Annotated in this window: 17 protein-coding genes; 7 read left to right on the plus strand and 10 right to left on the minus strand. The window is 65.1% G+C overall.

The features are described from left to right. Window positions 1-80: 80 nt before the first annotated feature. Entirely contained in the window at window positions 81-1046 is a 966-nt protein-coding gene (locus tag EUU22_RS09315) for a hypothetical protein (protein ID WP_129331756.1), read from the plus strand. A gap of 7 nt (window positions 1047-1053) precedes the next feature. Here EUU22_RS09315 and EUU22_RS09320 read toward each other — a convergent pair whose 3' ends face one another. After that, on the minus strand, window positions 1054-1917 hold the full coding sequence (locus EUU22_RS09320) for a DMT family transporter (RefSeq protein WP_129331757.1): 864 nt from the start codon (window positions 1915-1917) through the stop codon (window positions 1054-1056). A 115-nt stretch (window positions 1918-2032) separates the two neighbouring features. On the opposite strand from EUU22_RS09320, the gene EUU22_RS09325 reads away from it, so the two are divergent. Beyond that, window positions 2033-3460, plus strand: coding sequence for an aminotransferase-like domain-containing protein (locus EUU22_RS09325; protein ID WP_129331758.1), 1428 nt, complete (start codon window positions 2033-2035; stop codon window positions 3458-3460). Between the two features lie 132 nt (window positions 3461-3592). Here the strand turns inward: EUU22_RS09325 and EUU22_RS09330 are convergent, their stop codons facing one another. The 3 genes from EUU22_RS09330 to xylF form a co-directional block, all read right to left on the minus strand. Continuing rightward, window positions 3593-4378: an ATP-binding cassette domain-containing protein gene (locus EUU22_RS09330; RefSeq protein ID WP_129331759.1), complete on the minus strand. Its 786-nt coding sequence runs from the start codon at window positions 4376-4378 to the stop codon at window positions 3593-3595. A 14-nt stretch (window positions 4379-4392) separates the two neighbouring features. Further along, entirely contained in the window at window positions 4393-5718 is a 1326-nt protein-coding gene (locus EUU22_RS09335; RefSeq protein WP_129331760.1) for a sugar ABC transporter permease, read from the minus strand. Between the two features lie 235 nt (window positions 5719-5953). After that, on the minus strand, window positions 5954-6991 hold the full coding sequence (xylF, locus tag EUU22_RS09340) for a D-xylose ABC transporter substrate-binding protein (RefSeq protein ID WP_129331761.1): 1038 nt from the start codon (window positions 6989-6991) through the stop codon (window positions 5954-5956). 244 nt (window positions 6992-7235) lie between these two features. On the opposite strand from xylF, the gene EUU22_RS09345 reads away from it, so the two are divergent. The 3 genes from EUU22_RS09345 (at window position 7236) to tam (ending at window position 10049) form a co-directional block, all read left to right on the plus strand. Beyond that, the gene (locus EUU22_RS09345) at window positions 7236-8462 is read left to right on the plus strand and encodes an ROK family transcriptional regulator (RefSeq protein ID WP_129331762.1); all 1227 of its coding nucleotides are present in this window, start codon (window positions 7236-7238) and stop codon (window positions 8460-8462) included. Between the two features lie 163 nt (window positions 8463-8625). Further along, complete coding sequence (locus EUU22_RS09350) at window positions 8626-9276, plus strand: haloacid dehalogenase type II (RefSeq protein ID WP_129331763.1); 651 nt, start codon at window positions 8626-8628, stop codon at window positions 9274-9276. Between the two features lie 2 nt (window positions 9277-9278). Then, window positions 9279-10049, plus strand: coding sequence for a trans-aconitate 2-methyltransferase (tam, locus tag EUU22_RS09355; RefSeq protein WP_129331764.1), 771 nt, complete (start codon window positions 9279-9281; stop codon window positions 10047-10049). Between the two features lie 572 nt (window positions 10050-10621). On the opposite strand, the gene EUU22_RS09360 is transcribed toward tam, so the two are convergent. Together EUU22_RS09360 and EUU22_RS09365 are read right to left on the minus strand one after the other, a co-directional pair. Continuing rightward, on the minus strand, window positions 10622-13414 hold the full coding sequence (locus EUU22_RS09360; RefSeq protein ID WP_129331765.1) for an EAL domain-containing protein: 2793 nt from the start codon (window positions 13412-13414) through the stop codon (window positions 10622-10624). A 5-nt stretch (window positions 13415-13419) separates the two neighbouring features. Then, window positions 13420-14547: a FecR domain-containing protein gene (locus EUU22_RS09365; RefSeq protein ID WP_245484947.1), complete on the minus strand. Its 1128-nt coding sequence runs from the start codon at window positions 14545-14547 to the stop codon at window positions 13420-13422. A gap of 279 nt (window positions 14548-14826) precedes the next feature. Here EUU22_RS09365 and EUU22_RS09370 point away from each other — a divergent pair, with 279 nt between their 5' ends. Further along, complete coding sequence (locus EUU22_RS09370; protein WP_129331767.1) at window positions 14827-15651, plus strand: aldo/keto reductase; 825 nt, start codon at window positions 14827-14829, stop codon at window positions 15649-15651. A 47-nt stretch (window positions 15652-15698) separates the two neighbouring features. Here EUU22_RS09370 and EUU22_RS09375 read toward each other — a convergent pair whose 3' ends face one another. The 4 genes from EUU22_RS09375 to EUU22_RS09385 all read right to left on the minus strand — a co-directional run bounded on the left by EUU22_RS09375 (window position 15699) and on the right by EUU22_RS09385 (window position 18901). Next, complete coding sequence (locus EUU22_RS09375; RefSeq protein ID WP_129331768.1) at window positions 15699-16193, minus strand: hypothetical protein; 495 nt, start codon at window positions 16191-16193, stop codon at window positions 15699-15701. 113 nt (window positions 16194-16306) lie between these two features. Next, on the minus strand, window positions 16307-17716 hold the full coding sequence (locus tag EUU22_RS09380) for a P-loop ATPase, Sll1717 family (protein ID WP_129331769.1): 1410 nt from the start codon (window positions 17714-17716) through the stop codon (window positions 16307-16309). Window positions 17717-18283: 567 nt separating this feature from the next. Next, window positions 18284-18499 carry a hypothetical protein gene (locus tag EUU22_RS25245; protein ID WP_165351128.1) on the minus strand — a complete coding sequence of 72 codons (216 nt, stop codon included), beginning with the start codon at window positions 18497-18499 and terminating at the stop codon, window positions 18284-18286. A gap of 12 nt (window positions 18500-18511) precedes the next feature. Beyond that, window positions 18512-18901: a hypothetical protein gene (locus EUU22_RS09385; protein WP_129331770.1), complete on the minus strand. Its 390-nt coding sequence runs from the start codon at window positions 18899-18901 to the stop codon at window positions 18512-18514. A gap of 231 nt (window positions 18902-19132) precedes the next feature. Between EUU22_RS09385 and EUU22_RS09390 the strand changes: the two genes are divergently transcribed. Beyond that, window positions 19133-20689, plus strand: coding sequence for a helicase HerA-like C-terminal domain-containing protein (locus tag EUU22_RS09390; protein WP_129331771.1), 1557 nt, complete (start codon window positions 19133-19135; stop codon window positions 20687-20689). Window positions 20690-20692: the final 3 nt, after the last annotated feature.

Below are 20692 nucleotides of genomic sequence, written 5' to 3' on the forward strand. Positions count from 1 at the left end.
GGACGCAGCGGCACGGGAGGGCCGGCCTGTCCGCCTATCCCGTCACCGAACCTCATTGCATTTTGCAAGAAGGACCGCGGATGCTCGACGCCGAACACTCCACTCCCCAAGACCTCGAATGGGTCGCCCGCAACGGCGGCCTTGCGAGCCGCATTGCGGCGCGCATCCCGACCTACCTCGCCGACCTCAAGGAAAATCCCGCCTGGCTCGCCATGTTCGTGCTCGCCCGCACCATGCCGGCGCGCAAGGCGCACTGGCTGACGGCGCGGCCGGCGCCGCCGGAGAGCGGGGCGGAAAGCTCGATGTTCGGCGACCTGCCGGCCGAGACGATCGCCGCAAAGATCCGCCGCGACGGCATCTTCACCGGCCTCAGGTTGCCGACGGAAATCCATGAGGAGATCGGCCGCTTCGCCCGCGAAACGCCCTGCTTCGGCAATTTCGAACGGCGGCTCGAATTCCTCGCCGACGAGCACGGCGAGGCCGAGGCGCGCTTCGGCCGGTCGATCCTGAGCGGCCACCATTTCGAGCGGGTGCTCTCCTGCGAGGCGGCGCTCGCCGTGCAGCGCGACCCGCTATTGAAGGCGGTGGCGCAGCACTATCTCGGCGGCCAGGCGCAACAGGTCACGCTCCGCACCTGGTGGAGCTTCCCGGCGGCGGGCGCGAGCGAGGCGGACCTGAACCGGCTGTCGTTCAAGTACCATTTCGATCTCGACGACTGGCGGATGCTGAAATTCTTCTTCTACATCAACGATGTCGGCGTCGATGCGGGCCCGCATGTCTATATCCGCGAGAGCCATCGACGCCGCCGGCTGAAGCACCAGCTGACGCCGGTGGTCGGCCATCCGGCCGACGAGGTGCTCGCCTATTACGGCCGCGACGCGGTGATGACGCTGACCGGCCCGGCCGGCACCGGCTTCGTCGAGGACCCCTTCGGCTTCCACATGGGAACGCTGCCGAGATCACGCCCGCGGCTGATGATGGAAGTGGCCTACGGTGTCTCGAAACCCTCGCGCCGGCGCTATCACGGCGAGCCGGTGATCCGCTGACGCCACCTCAGCGGGCGAATTTCCGCGCCGCCGCGACACAGCCGACCACGCCGGTGGTGACGGCGAGCATCAACGGGCTCACCTCTTCCCCGAGCAGGAGGCCGGCGAGCGTCAGTCCGAGGAAGGGCTGCAAGAGCTGCAGCTGGCCGACGGCGGCGATGCCGCCCTGCGCGAGCCCGCGATACCAGAAGACGAAGCCGATCAGCATGCTGAAGAGCGAGACATAGGCGAGCCCGCCCCAGGCGGCCGGGCTGACGCCGGCAAAGCTCTGCGGCAGCCACAGCACCAGAACCGCCGCCATCACCGGCAGCGACAGGACGAGCGCCCAGGAGATGACCTGCCAGCCGCCGAGCCGGCGCGAAAGCGCCGCCCCTTCCGCATAGCCGAGGCCGCAGACGAGGACCGCCGCCAGCATCAAGAGGTCGCCGGTCGAGGTGGCACCGAGCCCCTGCCCCGCGGCAAAGCCGGCGATCAGCAGGCTGCCGAGGCCGGAAAACAGCCAGAAGAGCGGCCGCGGCCGCTCGCCGCCACGCAAGACCCCGAAGATCGCCGTCGCAAGCGGCAGGAGCCCGATGAAGACCACCGAGCGGGCGGAGGTGACGGTCTCCAGCGCATAGGCCGTCAGCAGCGGAAAGCCGACGACCACGCCGAGCGCCACCACGGCAAGCGGCAGGAGGTCACCCGAAGCCGGCCGTTTCTGGCGGAGCGCCAGCAGCAGCGCCAAGGCCAGCCCGCCGGCAATCGCCGCACGCGCAACCGTCAGGAAGACCGGGTCGAAGCCGGTGACGGCAAGCCGCGTCGCCGGCAGCGAGCCGCTGAAGATCGCCACCCCCGCCATTCCATTCATCAAGCCGCTGCGTGTCGCCTGCATCCGAAATCGTTCCTTTCCGCTGATCCTGACGGTCTTTTGCGATGTGCGGGCTGGAAGAACCAGAGACGGTGCAGTACAATCTGCTGAAACTGTTATGGCATGGCGAGCAATACGGATGGATGTTTCCAGCGCGGCGGAGAAGACCGCAGGCACGCGCATCGGCCAGGTGATGGCGGCGGTGAAGGCGCGGATCGCGGCGCGCAGCCTGACGCCGGGGGCGAAGCTTCCCTCGGTGAGAGGCTTCGCGCGCAGCCAGCAGGTCTCGGTCTCGACCGTCGTCGAAGCCTATGAGCGGCTGGCGGCGGAGGGGTTGATCCGTTCGCGCCCGGGCGCCGGCTTCTTCGTCGCGGCACCGCTCGCACCGCTCTCGCTTGCCGAAATCGGGCCGCGGCTCGATCGCGAAATCGACCCGCTCTGGGTGTCGCGCCAGTCGCTCGAAAGCGGCGAGACGGTCGCCAAGCCCGGCTGCGGCTGGCTGCCGCCGTCGTGGATGCCGCAGGCGGCACTCGCCAAGGCGCTCAGGGCCGCCGCCCGCGGGCCGGAGGCAGGCCTTTCCGACTACGGCACGCCGCTCGGGCTTGCGGGGCTGCGCCAGCTTCTCGCGCGGCGGCTTGCCGATGCCGGCGTGACGGCGCCGCCGGACCAGATCATGCTCACCGACTCCGGCACGCAGGCGATCGACCTCGTCTGCCGCTTTTTGCTGGAGCCGGGCGACACGGTGCTGGTCGACGATCCCTGCTATTTCAATTTCATCGCCCTTCTGCGCGCCCACCGGGTGCGCATCGTCGGTGTACCCTATACGCCCGAGGGGCCGGACATCGCCCGGTTCGGCGAGGCGCTCGCCGAGCACCGGCCGCGGCTCTACATCACCAATTCGGCGATCCACAACCCGACGGGCGCGACACTCTCGCCGGTCGTCGCGCACCGGCTGCTGAAGCTCGCCGACGCGGCCGGGCTGACGATCGTCGAGGACGACATCTTCGCCGATTTCGAGGAGGCGCCTTCGCCGCGGCTCGCCGCCTTCGACGGGCTCGACCGGGTGATCGCGATCGGCAGCTTTTCCAAGACGCTCTCCGCCTCGGTGCGCTGCGGCTTCATTGCCGCCAGGCCGGACTGGATCGAGGCGCTGACGGACTTGAAGATCGCCACCAGCTTCGGCGGCGGACGGCTTTCCTCCGAACTCGTGCTGTCGCTCCTGACTGACGGCAGCTACCGCAAGCATGTCGAGGCGCTCCGGGTGCGGCTCTCCGCGGCCCGCGAGCGCGTCGGCCGGCGGCTCATGGCGGCGGGGCTCGAACCGTGGATTACGCCGAAGGCCGGCATGTTCCTCTGGTGCCGGCTGCCGGAGGGGCTGGATGCCGCCGGGATCGCCCGCACCTGCCTCGAAGACGGCGTGATCCTGGCACCCGGCAACGCCTTCAGCGTGTCGCAGACGGCGGGGCGCTTCCTGCGTTTCAACGTCGCGCAGTCGGAAGACCCGCGCATCTTCCCCTCGCTCACCGCCGCGATGACGCGGGCCGCCGGGCGGGCGGCGGAGGCCTAGGACCGGACCGCCGCAAGGCGACCCGAAACGAAGACACCGGCCTTCCCGAAACGGGAAGACCGGTGCTGCGGCTTCTCCCCCGAGGGGGAGCGCGGCGGGGCGGGGCGCCCCTCGGCCCCGCCCCGAAAGGCGTCAGGTCGTCTGCATCGCCCCCGGCCCGGGGATTGCGGCCGGCGGGCACTTGCCGAGGATGATCATGCCGAGCACCTCGTCCTTGGTGACATCCTGAGTGCGGGCTTCCCCCACCACCTTGCCGTTCTTCATGACGAAGACGCGGTCGGCGAGATCGAAGACGTCGTGGATGTCGTGGCTGATCAGGAAGATGCCGAGGCCCTCCCGCTTCAGCTGCTGGATCAGCTCGCCGACCTGGGCGGTCTCCTGCGGCCCGAGTGCGGCCGTCGGCTCGTCCATGATCAGGATGCGGGCGTCGAAGAGGATCGCACGCGCGATCGCCACCGACTGCCGCTGGCCGCCGGAGAGCGCCTTCACCGGCTCCTTGAAGCGGCGGAAGTTGGGGTTGAGCCGCCCCATCACCTCTCGGGCCTTCGCCTCCATCGCCACGTCATCGAGCGTGCCCCAGGCGGTGCGGAGTTCCCGGCCGAGATAGAGGTTGGCGGCGGCGTCGACGTTGTCGGCGACGGCGAGCGTCTGGTAGATCGTCTCGATGCCGTATTTCTTGGCATCGCGCGGGTTGTTGATATCGGCCTGTTCGCCGTCGATCAGGATCTCGCCGTCATCGCGCCGGTAGGCGCCGGAGAGGATCTTGATCAGCGTCGACTTGCCGGCGCCGTTATGGCCGAGCAGTGCCACGACCTCGCCGGGATAGAGATCGACCGAGGCGTTCTCGACCGCGTGGATGCCGCCGAACGAGATGGAAACATTCTTCATTTCCACCAGCGGAGTGCGTTTGTCTGACATGAGCGTACTCCTTCTTACTTGGCGCGGGCGCGATAGACGGTGTCGAGCCAGACGGCGACGACGAGGACCACACCGACGACGATGCGCTGGAACGGGCTGTCGATGCCGAGGAGCACCATGCCGGACTGCAGCGACTGCATGACCAGCGCGCCGATCATGGCACCCGCGATCGTGCCGACGCCGCCGGCGAGCGAGGTGCCGCCGATGACCGCCGCGGCGATGGTGTAGAGCTCGTCGAGCTCGCCCTGCGCATTGGTCGCGGCGTTGAGGCGGGCGGTCGAGATCGCCGCGGCGACGGCGCAGAGGATGCCCATCAGCGTGAAGATCCGGACCGTCACCCAGCGGGTCTTGATGCCGGCGAGTTCGGCGGCCTCCGGGTTGCCGCCGATCGCGAAGACGTAGCGGCCGAAGCGCAGGCGCGTCGAGATGAAGGTCATGACGATGCCGACGACAACGGCGATCAGCACCGGAATGGCGATGCCGTGCGAGATCAGGAGGCCGCCCTCAGGCCAGGCGATGCCGTTGGCATCGGCGTATTTGCGGGCGATGTTGGTCGGCCAGTAGTAGTTGTTGGCGATCGCGACGGCGCCGAGCACCAGCACGCAGCCGAGCACCGAGAGGAAATACTCGGCCCAGACCGGGCGCAACGGAAAGCCGAACCGCTTGCGCTGCTTGCGCGAATTCAGGATGGCGGCGACGATCGCGAGGCACGCGACGAGGCCGACGATCCAGCTCGCCGTGGCGCCGATCGAGCCTTCGGTGCCGCCGCCCATCAGGCGGAAGGTGGCATCCATCGGGGCGACCGTCTGGCCGGAGGTGACGAACCAGGTGGCGCCGCGCCAGACGAGCAGTCCGCCGAGCGTGACGATGAAGGCGGGCACGTTCAAAAAGGCGATGATCGCGCCGTGGAGGGCGCCGATCGCCGCACCGACGATCATGCCGGAGGCGAGCGTCAGGATCCAGATCGCCGGATGCTCGAGGCCGAGATATTGCGGCAGGATCTTCGCCTGCATGACCCCCATGACCATGCCGCAGAAGCCGAGCACGGAGCCGACCGAAAGGTCGATGTTGCGGGTGACGATGATCAGCACCATGCCGCTCGCCATGACGGCGACCGAGGAGGTCTGCACGGTCAGGTTCCACAGGTTGCGCGGTTTCAGGAACAGGCCGTCGACGAGGCCGCCGGTCATGACCTGGAAACCGAGCCAGATGAGCACGAGTGCGCCGACCATGCCGAGGAGACGGGTGTCGATCTCGGTTGCCCGGAAGAAGCGCTTCACCGCGCTTTCATTGGCGTTTCGCGCGGGATTACTCTGGGTAGCATGTGTGATGTCGGCCATGTACGTGCCTTCTCCCCACTTGTTCTTAAAGAGCCGCCGTCCATGCGGCCGGAGGCCGAAGCGTGATGCGGCTGGTCTGATGATACGGTCCGGATCGCGTACGGCCTGCTCCCCCGAGCGGCCGACGAAAACGACTGCGGACGCCATTGTCCGCCTCGCACCGACCTTGTGCAAGCGCCGCAACGGGGTGCGTCGCGGCGCTTGTGAAGGTTCGGATCACACCGCGTGCGGGTGCTTACTTGCAGGCGGCGACGTCGCCCTTGACGCCCTGGCAGGCTTCGTCCTTGGAGATCCAGCCGGCGTCGATGACGACGTTCAGGTTGTCCTTGGTGATCGGAAGCGGAGCGAGGAAGACCGACTGCATGGCGACGCCCTTCGGGCCGCCGTTGAAGGAGGTGACGCCTTCGATTTCGGTCATCTTCTTGCCGCCGGCGAGTTCGACCGCGATTTCAGCGGCGCGCTTGCCGAGTTCGCGGCTGTCCTTCCAGACGGATACGGTCTGGGTGCCGAGAGCGACGCGGTTCAGCGCCGCCTTGTCGGCATCCTGGCCGGAGACCGGAACGGAACCGGCGAGGCCCTGGGCGTCGAGGGCAGCGACCGCACCGCCGGCGGTGCCGTCGTTCGAGGCGACGACCGCGTCGACCTTGTTGTCGTTGGCGGTCAGGAACTGCTCCATGTTCTTCTGGGCGATTTCCGGCTTCCAGCCGTCGGTATAGGCCTCACCGACGTTCTTGATCTTGCCGGCGTCGACGGCTTCCTTCAGCACTTCCATCTGGCCTGCGAACAGGAAGTCCGCGTTCGGGTCGGAGGACGAGCCCTTGATGAAGACGTAGTTGCCTTCCGGCTTCACCTTGAACACTTCGCGGGCCTGCATGCGGCCGACTTCCTTGTTGTCGAAGGTGATGTAGAAGGCATCCGGGTTCTCGATCAGGCGGTCGTAGCCGACGACCGGAATGCCTTCCGCGACGGCCTTTTCGATGGCCGGGCCGATGGCGTCGGAATCCTGGGCGAGAACGATGAGCGCGTTGGCGCCCTGGGAGATCAGGCTTTCGATGTCGGTGAGCTGCTTGGCGGCAGAGGACTGCGCGTCAGCGGAAATGTACTTGTCGCCGGATGCTTCGAGCGCGGCCTTGATTGCCGCCTCGTCGGTCTTCCAGCGCTCTTCCTGGAAGTTCGACCAGGAAACGCCGACGACCAGGTCCTTGGCGGCGGCGGCGGAATGCATGGATACGATGACGGCAGCGCATGCCATCAGCTTCGAAATGGACTTCATGTAAGCCTCCCTGTTGGATGCAGGCCGGCGGTGGAACTCCCTCCCCCCCTCTCAGCCCTGCGGAAATCACTGTCTCGTCTGCCGGTCTCACCGGTTTTTCTCGACAGTCGAGAAAATAACTGGCAGAAGATTCTCCAGCTGTCAACAGCCCCCGTCCGACAAGGGCGAGGGCTTGCCAAGAAGCCGGCCGGATGCTTTGGGAGGAGCATGTGCTGCAGACGACCGACATGACCGGAAAGCCTCCATGCTGACGAAGTCCAGCACCGAGATGGTGCGTCAGCAGAACAGCGTGCTCGTCCTGTCATCGCTCCGGCGCCACGGGCCGCTCGCCCACACCGACATCGCGGCGACGACCGGGCTTGCTTCCGCGACTGTCTCGGCGATCACTGCCGACCTCGAGCGGACCGGCGCGCTCGAACGCCACGAGCAGCACGTCTCCGGCGGACGCGGCCGGCCGCGGGTGCTCTTCGCCCGAAAGCGCGACCACCGCTACCTGATCACGGTGCGGATCTCCTCCGATACGCTGCAATATTCGCTCGCCGACTATACCGGCACGCTGATCGACCGCTTCGACGAGCCGCGCGACGAGGCGGGTCCCTCGACCGCCCAGTTCGTCGCCGCCTTCCGCGAGGCGGTGCTCAGGCTGATGCGCCGCTCCGGCCTCGACGCCGACCGCATCGCGGCGATCTCGATCAGCAGCAAGGGCCTCGTCGACCCCGACGGCTCGCGGCTCCTCTGGTCGCCGGTCTTCGGCTACGAAGAGATCGATTTTTCCGCCGCGCTCGCCCTTCCGCCGTCGATGCGGGTCCGGCTCAACAACGAGACACCGCTGGTGGCGCAGGCGCTCGCAAGACGGGCCGACCGGGACGGCGACGCCCCCTTCCGCTCGCTCGCCGCACTCTCGCTCGGCCATTCGATCGGCCTCGGCGTCGCCCGTCGGGGCGCGAGCGGCGACATCGAGGTGAGCGCGCCGAATTTCGGGCACATGCTGAACGCCGCCGACGGCAAGCTCTGTCGCTGCGGCTCGCGCGGCTGCATCGAGGCGTCGGCCGGCTTCTACGGCATCCTCAGGACCGCCTTCGAAGTGCCGCCGGACACGATTCCCGCGAAGTTCGTGCCGCTCGCCGAGATGGACAAGATCGCGCTCCGGGCCCGCCAGGGCCACCGCATGTCGGAATACGCCTTCCGCCAGGCGGGGCTCGCGATCGGCCAGGGGCTTTCGCGGATGCTGAGCCTCTTCGGGGACATGCCGGTGGCGATCGCCGGCCACGGCACGCGCTACATGGACCTCCTGTCGCGCGGGCTGGAAGAAGGGCTGCAGCAGTCGCTGCACGTGCGCATCTACGGCACGCCGAAGATCACCGTCGTCGCCGACGAGGCGACGCTCGTCTTCGAGGGCCATGTCGAACGGGCGCTCGCCGAGATCGACCACGACGTGGCGGGCCTGAGGGTCGAAGAGGCGCAAGCGTAAAAGCGCCCTGAACAACGGCGGCTGCGGCCTCTCGCGGCCTTGCCCCCGCCTGTATCCGGACGTAAGACTTGCCACACGGAATGATCGTCCTGTTCCCGTGATTCCCGCCGCACCTGCGGCCGGCGGAAACGGTACGGGCGGCGACGTCACCGGAGGAGGACCGATGTCCACGGCAGCTTATGTCTTCGACGCCTACGGCACCCTGTTCGACGTGCATGCCGCGGTGCGCCGCCATGCCGAACGGGCCGGGCCGGACTACCAGATCTTCTCCGAAATGTGGCGGGCGAAACAGCTCGAATATTCCTGGGTGCGCACGCTGATGGGCGCCTACCGCGATTTCTGGAGCCTGACGGAAGAGGCGCTCGACTACACCTTCGAGCGTTTTCCCGGCGTCGACCGGAGACTCAGGGCCGACCTGCTCGCCGCCTACTGGACGCTCGACTGCTATCCGGAAGTGCCGGCGGTGCTGAAGGACTTGAAGGCACGCGGCGCGAAGGTGGCAATCCTCTCCAACGGCTCGCCGCTGATGCTCGCCGCGGCGGTGAAGAACGCCGCGCTCGAAACGGTGATCGATGACGTCTTTTCCGTCGATACGCTCGGGCTCTACAAGACCGCGCCCGCCGTCTACGAGATCGTCACCACCACCTACCGGCTCTATCCCGACGCGGTCTCCTTCCAGTCGTCGAACCGCTGGGATGCCGCCGGCGCCAAAAAATTCGGCTTCCGCACCGTCTGGCTGAACCGCAGCCGCATGCCGGACGAGTACCGGGATTTTCCGCCCGACCTCATCCTGCCCTCGCTCGAAAGCCTCTGATCATGGCGTGGTCGGCGGAACAATACCTGCAATTCGAAGACGAGCGGACACGGCCCGCGCGCGACCTGCTGGCGCATGTGCCGCTCGCCCAGGCGAAGCGCGCCTACGACCTCGGCTGTGGGCCGGGAAACTCGACCGCGCTCATTGTCGAGCGCTTCGGCGGCCACGCGGTCACCGGGCTCGACAGCGATGCCGACATGCTGGCGAAGGCCCGCGCGCGGCTGCCGGAAACGCCCTTCGTCGCCGCCGATCTCTCGACCTGGGAGCCGCCGCACGACGTCGATCTCTTCTATGCCAACGCCGTGCTGCAATGGCTGCCGGGCCATCTGGCCCTGATGGAGCGGCTGATGGCGCACCTGGCGCCGGGTGGCGTGCTCGCCGTGCAGATGCCGGACAATCTCGACGAGCCCTGCCACCGCGCGATGGAGGCGACGGGGGCTGCCGGCCCGTGGCGTGCGCTCTTCGCCGGCGGCCGCATCCGCCGCACGCCGCTCCCCCCACCCGCCGCCTATTACGACCGGCTGTCGCCCCATGCGCGCCGCGTCGACCTGTGGCACACGGACTATTACCACCCGATGGAAAGCGCCGAAGCGATCGTCGAATGGGTGAAGGGCACGGGGCTTCGCCCCTATCTCGATGCCGCGGGCGCAGAACATCGCGACGCCTTCCTCGCGGACTACACCGCGCGCATCGAGCAGGCCTATCCGCCGATGGCGGACGGCCGGCGGCTCCTGCGCTTTCCCCGGCTCTTCGTCGTCGCCGTGCAGGCGTGAGGGGGATTCGATGGTTGGGCGCCGCCTCCCCCCTTGCGGGGGAGGACGAAAAATCGAGGGATTAGGCGCGCGCAAGCCGCCTAAACCTCAGATTTTTCAGGTGGGGGGCTCGGTTCGTCCGGCACGCCTGACGAAGCCCCTCTCTTGCGAAATCTGAGGTTTAGCCCCTCATGGGCTAAGCCCTCCTTCGCCTTCGCGCGGCGTCGCGCTCAGGCCTCCGTTCGCTGAAATCGATTCACTGGATCGATTTCTGGCCTTCGGCCATCGCTCCGAAGTCTCCCCCGCAAGGGGGGAGATGGAGCGCCTTGCCACCCTCCCCCTCTTCGCCTCGCCTTCGCAGACCACTTTCGCGCCGACAGACCTCTGGCCGAGCTTTTCGGCAATCTGCGGCGGACACGCCCATTCGTCATGCCGGCCTCCGAGTCGGCATCCAGCGCGATCAAGTCCTTGATCGCAAAAGGACTCTTTCACGGCGCAGACGCGCCGTTACTGGACCCCGGATCAGGTCCGGGGTGACGGAGGATGTGGAGCCGCATCAAATAAGACGGGCCTTTCAGCGACCGTGGAAAACCTCACGCCCGCTTGCGGTCGGGCACGCGGGCGGCGGCGAGGCGGATGTCTTCGCCGGGCTGCGGCTTGCCGAAATAGTAGCCCTGCCCTTCCTCGCAGCCCAAGGCGGCGAGGATCTGCCATTCCGCCTCGCCTTCGATCCCTTCGCAGACGACACGCGCGCCGAAGCCGGCGGCGAGCGACTTGACGGCGCCGACGATGGTCAGGCTCGCCGGGTCGGTCGCGAGCCGGCGGACGAAGGACTGGTCGATCTTGATGAAATCGAGCGGGAAGCGGGCGAGATAGCCGAGCGAGGAATAGCCGGTGCCGAAGTCATCGAGCGCGATCTTCACGCCGAGGGCGCGCAGTGCGGCGAGCTGGGCGAGGATCTCGTCGGAAACGTCGAGGAAGGCCGATTCGGTGATTTCGAGGTGCAGGCGTTCGGGCGAAAGGCCGCTTTCGGCGAGCGCCTTCCGGACGACCGTGACCATGTCCATGCGGGTGAACTGCAGCGGCGAGACGTTGACCGAGACGCTCAGGTGTTCCGGCCAGCCGGTCGCCTGCCGGCAGGCTTCCTCGACCACAAAAGCGCCGAGCGGACAGATGAAGCCGCTCGCCTCGGCGATCTCGATGAATTCGAAGGGCGGGACGACGCCGAATTCCGGATGGCGCCAGCGCACCAGCGCCTCGGCCCCGGTGAGATGGCCGTCCGCGAGGGCCACCTGCGGCTGGTAGAGGAGGAAGAACTGGCCGGCGGCGAGCGCGCCCTTCATTTCCGCCTCCAGCGCGCGGGCGCGGATCTGGCGGCGTGCCTCGTCGGAATCATGGAGGCTGTAGCCGGAGCCGGCGCTCTTGCGGGCGTGGTCGAGCGCGGCTTCCGCCCCGGCGACGAGGCCGGCGGCATCGCGCCCCTCGCCCGAGACGCAGATGCCGATGCGGGCACCGATCTCGGCGACCGAAGGACCAAGCACGAAGGCGCGCGACAGAAGGCCGATGAGGTGCTCGGCGAATTCGGTCGGCGGCATGGCGAGCGCGACTGACGGCACGGCGATCGAGAAGCCGTCGCCTTCGCTGCGGGCGATCAGCGCGCCGCGCGGCGCGTTCTCCCTGAGCCGCGTCACCAACGCCTTCAGGAGATCGTCGCCGGTCGAGCGGCCGAGGACCATGTTGATCGCGGCGAAACGATGGAGGTTGATCGCGAAGACCGACCAGTCGTCGCAAGGTGCCGCATCCATGCGGCGGACGAGCTCGTCGCGGCGAAGCGCACCGGTCAGTTCGTCATACTGGGAGAGCGCCTTCAGCTTTTCCGCGTAGGCGCGCCTGGCGGTCACGTCGCGGACGGTGACGCAGGTGACGAAGGGACGCTCGGCCGGTTCGCCCGCCTCTTCCGCCGTTTCGAGGAGCGACACGGCGACATGGCCCTCGAGATAGCGGCTGGCGCCGGCCTCCCGCAATTCCAGTTCGAAGTCGACGGGGAGCGCTCCCGCCTCGCCCTTCTGACGGCGGGCCCTTTCGAGTGCGGCCTGCATCGGCAGCGGTGCGGCCGCGGAAAAATCGGCAAGAAGTGCACGGTAGAGGCCGGCGCCGAAGATCGTTTCGGCGGAACGGCTGACCTCGACGAGGCGGCCCTCATGGTCGAGGATCACCACGCCGTCGACGCTGTCGTCGATCACGCGGCGCAGAAGCGTCTGCGAATTGCGGCTTTCGAGTTGGGCGAGTGCGGCGAGCCAGTTGCCGACGTCGACATGCTCGATCAGGTAGAGCAACAGGCCGGTCGCCAGCACGAGCTGGATGCCCGCGGTCGGCAGGACGAGCGAATAGCGCTGCTGCAGATAGAAGGCTGCAGCCTCCACGCCGGCGGCCGTCAGCCCGAGCAGCGGCAGCAGCAGCCAGCCGGTGAGCCGCCGGCTGGAGCGGATCGACAGGACGATGAGGCCGGCGATGACGAGCGCATAGGCGGTCGGATCGAGTGGCACGGGAACGCGATCCTGCGAAAGCGTCTCGGCGCCGAGGATATGCAGCATGGGGCCGCCGAGCAGGCCATAGACGGGGACGGCGAAGACGTCCTTCAGCTCGGTCGCATAGGCGCCGACGACGACCGAGCGGCCCGAGAGCGCCTCCGCCGGCACCCGGCCGGAAAGCAGATCGGAAACGGAAAAAATCGGCACGCTCGCCGGCGAGATCGAGAAATCGATGCCGAAGTTTGCCGCGCTCGGCTCCGGCTCCCCGGCAAGGAGCGCCGCGACCGACTGTGCCACCTGCCCGTCGAGCATCACGCCATGGGGCAGGCCGCGGACGACGCCGTCGGGATCGGCGGCGACATTGGCCGCGGCGAGCCAGGCATTCGCCTCGAACTCGGGGAGCGGCCGCGAGACGACCGTCTCCGGCGTATCGCCGCCGGCGGAGCGGTATTGCACGAAGGCCGGAAGCACGACGCCGCCACCGGCATCGGCGAGCGCCTTGGCCAGCCGATCGTCGGCCGCAGCGGTGGAGCGGGTGCTGAAATCGATGTCGAGGAAGATGTCGGCGGCGCCGGCTGCGGCCAGCCGGTCGACGACCTCGGCATGGACGTCGCGCGGCCAGGGCCAGACGCCGATTTGATCGAGGCTGCGCTTGTCGATGGCGACGAAGACGAACTTGCCGCCCGCCGCGCGCGGCGCCGCCGCCGCACGCCATTCGGTGAGGAAGAGATCGATGCCCTTCAGGATGCCGAGCGGGGGCAGCGCCAGCGGCATGACGAGAAGAAGGAGCGCGGTGAGCACACTATAGGTGCCCGCCCGTCCCAGTCTCCGTATCAGCCTGCGCAGTGCCCCCATGATCGTCAGCCGCGTTTCGGAGGCTTCTTGCCGTGGCCGCCATGATCGTCGTCACCGCCCTTGTCGCCGTGGCCGCCATGGTCGCCGCCCTTGTCGCCATGGTCGTCGTCGTGGCCGCCTTTGCCGCCGTGGTCGTCGTGGCCGCCCTTGTCGCCACCATGTCCGCCGCCGTTGCCACCACCATTGCCGCCGGCGTTTCCGCCGCCATTGCCGCCGGTGTTTCCACCGCCGTTGCCGTTGCCGCCGGTATTGCCACCACCATTGCCGTTGCCGCCGGCGTTGCCACCACCGTTACCGCCGGTGTTGCCGCCACCATTGCCGTTGCCGCCGGTATTGCCGTTGCCGCCGGTGTTACCGCCAGTATTGCCACCGGTATTGCCGTTGCCGCCCGCGTTGCCGGTATTTCCGCCGGCATTGCCTCCGGTGCTACCCTTGCCGCCGCCTGCATTGCCATTGGCCGCATTGCCGTTGCCGGTCGTGGTTGCGGCCTCGTCGCCGCCGGTGTTGGCGGTGTTGCCGGTATTGTCGTCCGTGTTCGTCTTCTCAGCCGCCGCAGCGATGGCATCCGGGGTCTTCGGACCGAGCACGGCGACCTTGGGCGACGCCGGCGGAACGGAGACCACCGCGTGTTTCGGCCCGACGCCGGCGACCTGCATGGCCCTGCGGCTCTTCGGATCGACGGTGACCTTCTGGCCGGGGCTCACATGGGTCTGCTCGCCGCGGGCGAAGCCGGTGACCTCGACGAGGCCGCGCTCGACGCTGACCGACGCCGTCTTGCGGTCGACCTTGACCTCGAACTTCGTGCCCTTGACGACCGCCGCCAGGAACGGCGTCTGCACGGCGGTGTGCGGCTTGCCCCGCGTCTCGATGTCGAAGAGCATCGCGCCGTATTGCTGGGCGACCTCGGTCTTGCGCGTGAAGAAGCCGGACGTGGTGATCGAGGCGAGGCTGTTCGGCTGGAAGGTGATGCTTTCCTTGTTGCGCGTGAGGACGAGACGCCCGCGCGCGCCGGTGACGACCAGCGCCTTGTTCGGGATCACCGTGCCCACCGTGACGGCGGTCCAGCTCTTGTTGTCGAGCGTGTACTGCACCGGCTGGCTCACCTTGGCGGCGACCCACTCGGCGGCGCTCACGGCACCCGCGGACACGAGAAAAAGGAACAAAACGGAAAAAAATCTGGCCGAAAGAGACATAAACATCACTCCAATCTCACAGGCATTGGAGGTAAAGCCCCTTAATCTTCAGTGAAGAAAAGCGGGCTTCGGCGAACCTGCTTAAAACGGCGTAAACGGAACCTTTCGCATTCTCGCGAAGTCTCGCCCCTGACGGGCGGACGGCCTTGATCCGGCGGCCGAAAACCGCGACCATGGCCCCTTCCCGCCCGATGCCGCCGCAAGATGAGGGAGAAGCCCATGCAGATCGTTTCCGCCAACGGCGCATCCATTCCCGCCCTCGGCTTCGGCACCTTCCGGATGCCCGGCCCCGACGTGATCCGCATCCTGCCGCTCGCGCTCAAGACCGGCTTCCGCCACGTCGACACCGCGCAGATTTACGGCAACGAGGCGGAGGTGGGCGACGTGATCGCCACCTCCGGCATTCCCCGCGAGGAGATCTTCCTCACCACCAAGGTCTGGGTGGACCGCTTCGCGCGGAAGGACTTCCTGCCCTCCGTCGACGAGAGCCTCAAAAAGCTCCGGACTGACTATGTCGACCTGCTGCTCCTGCACTGGCCGAAGAGCCCGGTGCCGCTCGCCGAGCAGATCGGCTGCCTGAACGCGGTGGTGAAGGCCGGCAAGGTGCGCCATATCGGGGTCAGCAACTACAATTGCGCGCTGATGGGCGAGGCGGTGGCGCTTTCGCAAGCGCCGATCGTCACCAACCAGATCGAATACCACCCTTATCTCGACCAGACGGCGGTCATCGCCGCCGCCCGCTCCTACGGCATGGCGATCACCGCCTACTATGCGATGGCCGACGGGCGCGTGACGAAGGAGCCGCTCCTGCAGGATATCGGCGCCCGCCACGGCAAGACGGCGGCGCAGGTGGCGCTGCGCTGGCTCGTGCAGCAGCAGGGCGTGGTGGCGCTCACCAAGACGGCGACGGAAAACCGCGTCGCCGAAAACTTCGCCATCTTCGACTTCCACCTCGACGCGCAGGAGATGGACGCGATCTCCGCGCTTACCCGCCCGGATGGGAGGATTGTCAGCCCGGGGCATCTGGCGCCCGAGTGGGATTGAGGGGGAATGCCGCGGAGTATCAGAACGGTGCTACGCCAACCAAAGCATCACATGTAGCTTCTTGCAAAGTCGCGACCAACACGCGCTAGCGCAATAAACGACGGCGCCATCGTCAATGCCAGTCCGGATGAAAAAAGAAGAAACACGATAATTCTAAATGCGCACCTCGACCTGTCTTTTGTTTCAAAAAAATTTCGCAAGGTGAATAATTTCGCCGCCTGTTGCGGCTGGCTACCAACACCTGCCGAAATCGCATTTTTGTAGAGCTTAGCCTCTTCTTCTACAACCGACCCCAATTCGACATGCTGCAAGATAAACTGCAACTTATGAGATATTTCCGACGCCGTGACAATCGATTGTGTCCGCTCAACATAGTCGTCCGCCGAACTGAATCTTTTCGCGATTTCCGGCGAGGTTACTTGAAATATAAATGAGCCGAACCCAAATAAAAATAGACCAAAATACAACAAATAAAAACCAATTCCTAGTTTCAATTCGGAATTGACACCCATTCCGGTGAATGGCGAAATGAACTTCGCCACACTATCCTGCAGAAGTAAAATGTATCCTATAAACGGCATCAATATTGAAAATTTAGAGACAGGAGATCTGCCGATGGCACCAAGGGCTGACCACGTAATCTCGCAACAAAGCCTCATAACTCCAATGCATCCAAGATAGCGTTGACGTTTTCCGGTTGCAGCGCCCAACGATAAGCTGGGTGTATTTCCCAACCGTAGCCGAAATCAACAATTTCATGACCCAGAAAGCGCGATTCCTCGAAATACTTTCTTACAATATTACCATCACTCTCCACTTTTCGAGCAGTTATAAAATCAATTTTATACAAAAATTGTATTAACGCACGCGAACTAACCGCCTTACCATTCGTAAACGTAAAGTTATTCTGCTGAATAATATTCGTAAGCTTCCTAGACAGCTGATCGGTTGTAAACGTATAACTAGTCGCCGTTCTACGCTCCATCTTTGTTGGCTTCATAGCAAGAAGCAAACGCTCAATCTGTGGCAACTCACTCTTGAATTCGTTTATAATATCCTGCAAGCGTTCTTGCGAATACATTTCAAAAATGCCATTTAGATCTTGCGACGATATGATACTGGCACCACGCTTATTTGCGCTCTTCGCCGCAAGCCGAAATAGCTTCACTAGGTCACGTGGTCTCGCCCGTGTCAACGAAAGCAGAATTTTGTGAACCGGCCGATCCTCCCACTTACCCTTTCCGGAAAACCGAGGCTCAATAACTTCCTTCAGTATAAGACTGGTAATCTGTCCTTGATCAAGCTTATCAATAGCCTGCTGCGTGTACTCTAGTTTGAAGAACGTAGCAATTCTCTTGGCAATGACCCGGAGAATGTCATCATTAATCCACCTCAGCCAAATGACATTTCCTTCAATCTTGTCCGTTGACTCGTCCGACGTCCGAACCAAGAAATATACGTCACTTCTAAGTCCGATTCGGAATCGGATGCGTGGGTGCTTCCCCCCTATATCGCGGATAGCGTTTAGCAGAGCCGAAATATTTGTGATGTCTTCAGGGTTCGCTTTCCATCCGCGGTCTATGTCATCAATATAAATATTGATCGAGCGGACGTCCCCGTTCTCTAACCTCTTTTCGTCTAGCCACTTTACGATTAACTCAGCAAGAGAATTAGCGGAGGCATTTTCCAGCTCAGGGAGCTGATTGAGCATTGCTTTTTCAAATAATGCGCCGAGTATTTCCCTTAAGATTCCTGTTTTCCAAACCGAAATTTTGCGAACGAATTGGTCGTTTGGGTTGGTATCTGTCTGCACATTGAGCAATGCGTCCGGCTGCAACCAGACACAGGGAATATGCGCCTCTACGTCTGACAGATAAGCCCGCTTAAGAAGCGCGCTTTTGCCGACTCCTTTGTGACCAACAAGAACCCGCACAGGCAAGTTAGACGTCAGGGAGTCATAAGCCATGTTCCTATAGAAATATTCCTTCAGGCGTTCATCGTCCTCATTTTCCGCATCATCCGCGCCAAATATTTGTTGTATCGTTGCATCGTCAAATGTGTGCACCTGAGGACCTCAGATTCATCGTTCAACATCACTCGTTATAGATAATGCAATTCTTGCTTGAAGCACAACCGATTGTGTATCTTAGTGCGACAATTTGAATGTGCATTCCTTCATCCCGCAAGACTTTCGCGCAGTATTCCGCAGACTTCACAACGTTGCCCGCTCCCAAAATACGTGGGACCGCTCCAACGGTAAGCATTCACGCGGCGCGACCGCCCCAAAAGGACAAACCGCCGGATCGCTCCGCGTGGCAGTCGGGAGATCTTTCGGTATCCCTTCACGATACGAACTCCGCAGTTCGCGGCGCGGTCCGGGAATGCCCTCTTCTCCCCGGCGAGGAGAAGTGCCGAGCGAATGCGAGGCGGTGAGGAGGCCACTCGGCTGAACGTCCAAACGCCCCATCATCCGGCGCTACGCGCCACCTGACCGGCCCTTCGCCCGAGCTCAGGGCGTTCGTCGCTGCAATCGATTCACTGGATCGATTGCCCGGCTTCGCCGGCTGCTCCTCACCCCCGATGGGGAGAAGAGGAACGGACGCCGCTTGGCCGGCTCCCACTGCCGGAAACGTCACCGCCAATGGTTCGCCTCCACCTCCTCCGTCACTCCGGCCCGCGAGCCGGAGTCCAGCAGCGGCGCGTCCGCGCCGCGAAAGACTCCTCTCGCGATCAAGGACTTGATCGCGCTGGATGCCGGGTCGAGCCCGGCATGACGGTGGGTTTGTGCTTGCGCGTCCCCCAAAACAAAAAAACCGCCGGATCGCTCCGGCGGTCTCTTCAAATCCATGCGCTGATCAGATCAGACGAACTGGCTCAACCCCGGGACAGAGGCGACGACTTCGTCGACGACGTCGGAGCCGGCGTATTCGCGGGCGGCGGCGATGGTTTCCTTCGAGAGCGAGGTGATCTCGCCCATGCCGAGGCCGAGCGACATCAGCTGCTGGCCGAGGCCCATGATGCCACCGCCGCCGATCGCGCTCAGCAGCCCGCCGATGAGGCCCTTGCCCTCGCCTTCGCCGTTATACTTGGCGACGAGGTCGACGGCGCCGGGGATCGCTTCGATCATCTTGGCGACCGGGCCGTCGGCCGCCTCGCGCTGGAGGAAGCCCAGCATCATGCCGACCGCCTTTTCGGCGACATCCGCGTCGATGCCGACATTGGTGGCGATGCGGTTTACGAGTTCATTCATGGTCTGCCTCCGTTTGAAATTCTGACGTGAACGTCAACGTAATTAATTCCGCCTGCGAACTCAAGCGCCGGGGCCGCTCCCCACAGGCTTTTTCGCCGCGCCCCTGCCCCCCGCGCCGGAGACGTGCCGGGCTGTTGTCATGTTCCATACTATCCTTATAGTTACAACCTGTTGTTTGGATGAATGCGGCAATGCCGGGCGCTGCCCGCCGCCCGCGAAAGACGAGGCCCCATGCTTGTTGACGGAAAGCTCTTCATCGGCGCCAGCCGCAACCCCGACGACAGCCTCAACAAGCCGGAATATCTGGAGCTGAAGTTCGGCAATCGCCACGGGCTGGTGACCGGGGCGACTGGCACCGGCAAGACGGTGACGCTGCAGATCCTCGCGGAGAGCTTCTCCGAGGCCGGAGTGCCGGTCTTCTGCGCCGACATCAAGGGCGATCTTTCCGGCATCGCGGTGAAGGGCGAGGCGAAGGACTTTCTGCTGAAACGCGCCGAGACGATCGGGCTTTCGCCCTACGAGTTCCGTGCCGCGCCGGTGATCTTCTGGGATCTCTACGGCGAACAGGGCCACCGGGTGCGCACCACCATCGCCGAGATGGGGCCGCTCCTGCTCTCGCGGCTGATGGACGCCTCGGAGGCGCAGGAGGGCGTCCTGAACATCGCCTTCAAGATCGCCGACCAGGGCGGGCTGCCGCTTCTCGATCTGAAAGACCTGCAGGCGCTGCTCACCTACATGGGCGAGCATGCGAGCGAGCTTTCGAGCCAGTTCGGGCTGATCTCCAAGGCCTCCGTCGGCTCGCTGCAGCGGGGGCTCTTGATCCTCGAGCAGCAGGGGGCGGAGAACTTCTTCGGCGAGCCGGCGCTTTCGATCTCCGACATCATGCGCACGACGAGCGACGGCCGCGGCATGATCTCGGTGCTCGCCGCCGACAAGCTGATGATGAACCCGAGGCTTTACGCCACCTTCCTGCTCTGGCTCCTCTCCGAACTCTTCGAGGAGCTGCCGGAGGTGGGTGATCCGGAAAAACCGCGGCTCGTCTTCTTCTTCGACGAGGCGCACCTCCTCTTCGACGACGCGCCGAAGGTGCTCGTCGACCGCATCGAGCAGGTGGTTCGCCTCATCCGCTCCAAGGGCGTTGGCGTCTATTTCGTCACCCAGAACCCGCTCGACGTGCCGGAAACGGTGCTCGCGCAGCTCGGCAACCGCGTGCAACATGCACTGCGCGCCTATACGCCGCGCGAGCAGAAGGCGGTGAAGACGGCGGCCGAGACTTTCCGCCCCAACCCCGCCTTCGACTGCGAAACCGCGATCACCGCGCTCGGCACCGGCGAGGCGCTGGTCTCGACCCTGGAGGGCAAGGGCATTCCCTCGATGGTCGAGCGCACGCTCATCCGCCCGCCGGCCTCGCGGCTCGGACCGATCACGCCGGCCGAGCGCCAGCAGCTGATGGCGACAAGCCCGGTTTCCGGCCTCTACGACCGCGATGCCGACCGGGAATCGGCCTACGAGATCCTCACCGAACGGGCACGCAAGGCGGCCGAGGCGGAAGCCGCCCGCCGTGCGGAGGAAGAGGGCAAGGAGAATGCCGGTGGCCGCTGGACTCTGCCGGGCTTCGGCGACGAGACCGAAGAGGGCACCAAGACGGCGAAGAACGGCACCCGCCGCAGCTCCGGCTACCAGCGGGAATCGGTGCTGGAGGCGGCGATGAAGAGCGCGGCGCGCTCGGTCGCGACATCGGTCGGCCGGGCGCTGGTGCGCGGCATCCTCGGCAGTTTGAAACGATAGCAG

This window comes from Ciceribacter ferrooxidans (assembly GCF_004137355.1).
Lineage (GTDB): Bacteria > Pseudomonadota > Alphaproteobacteria > Rhizobiales > Rhizobiaceae > Allorhizobium > Allorhizobium ferrooxidans.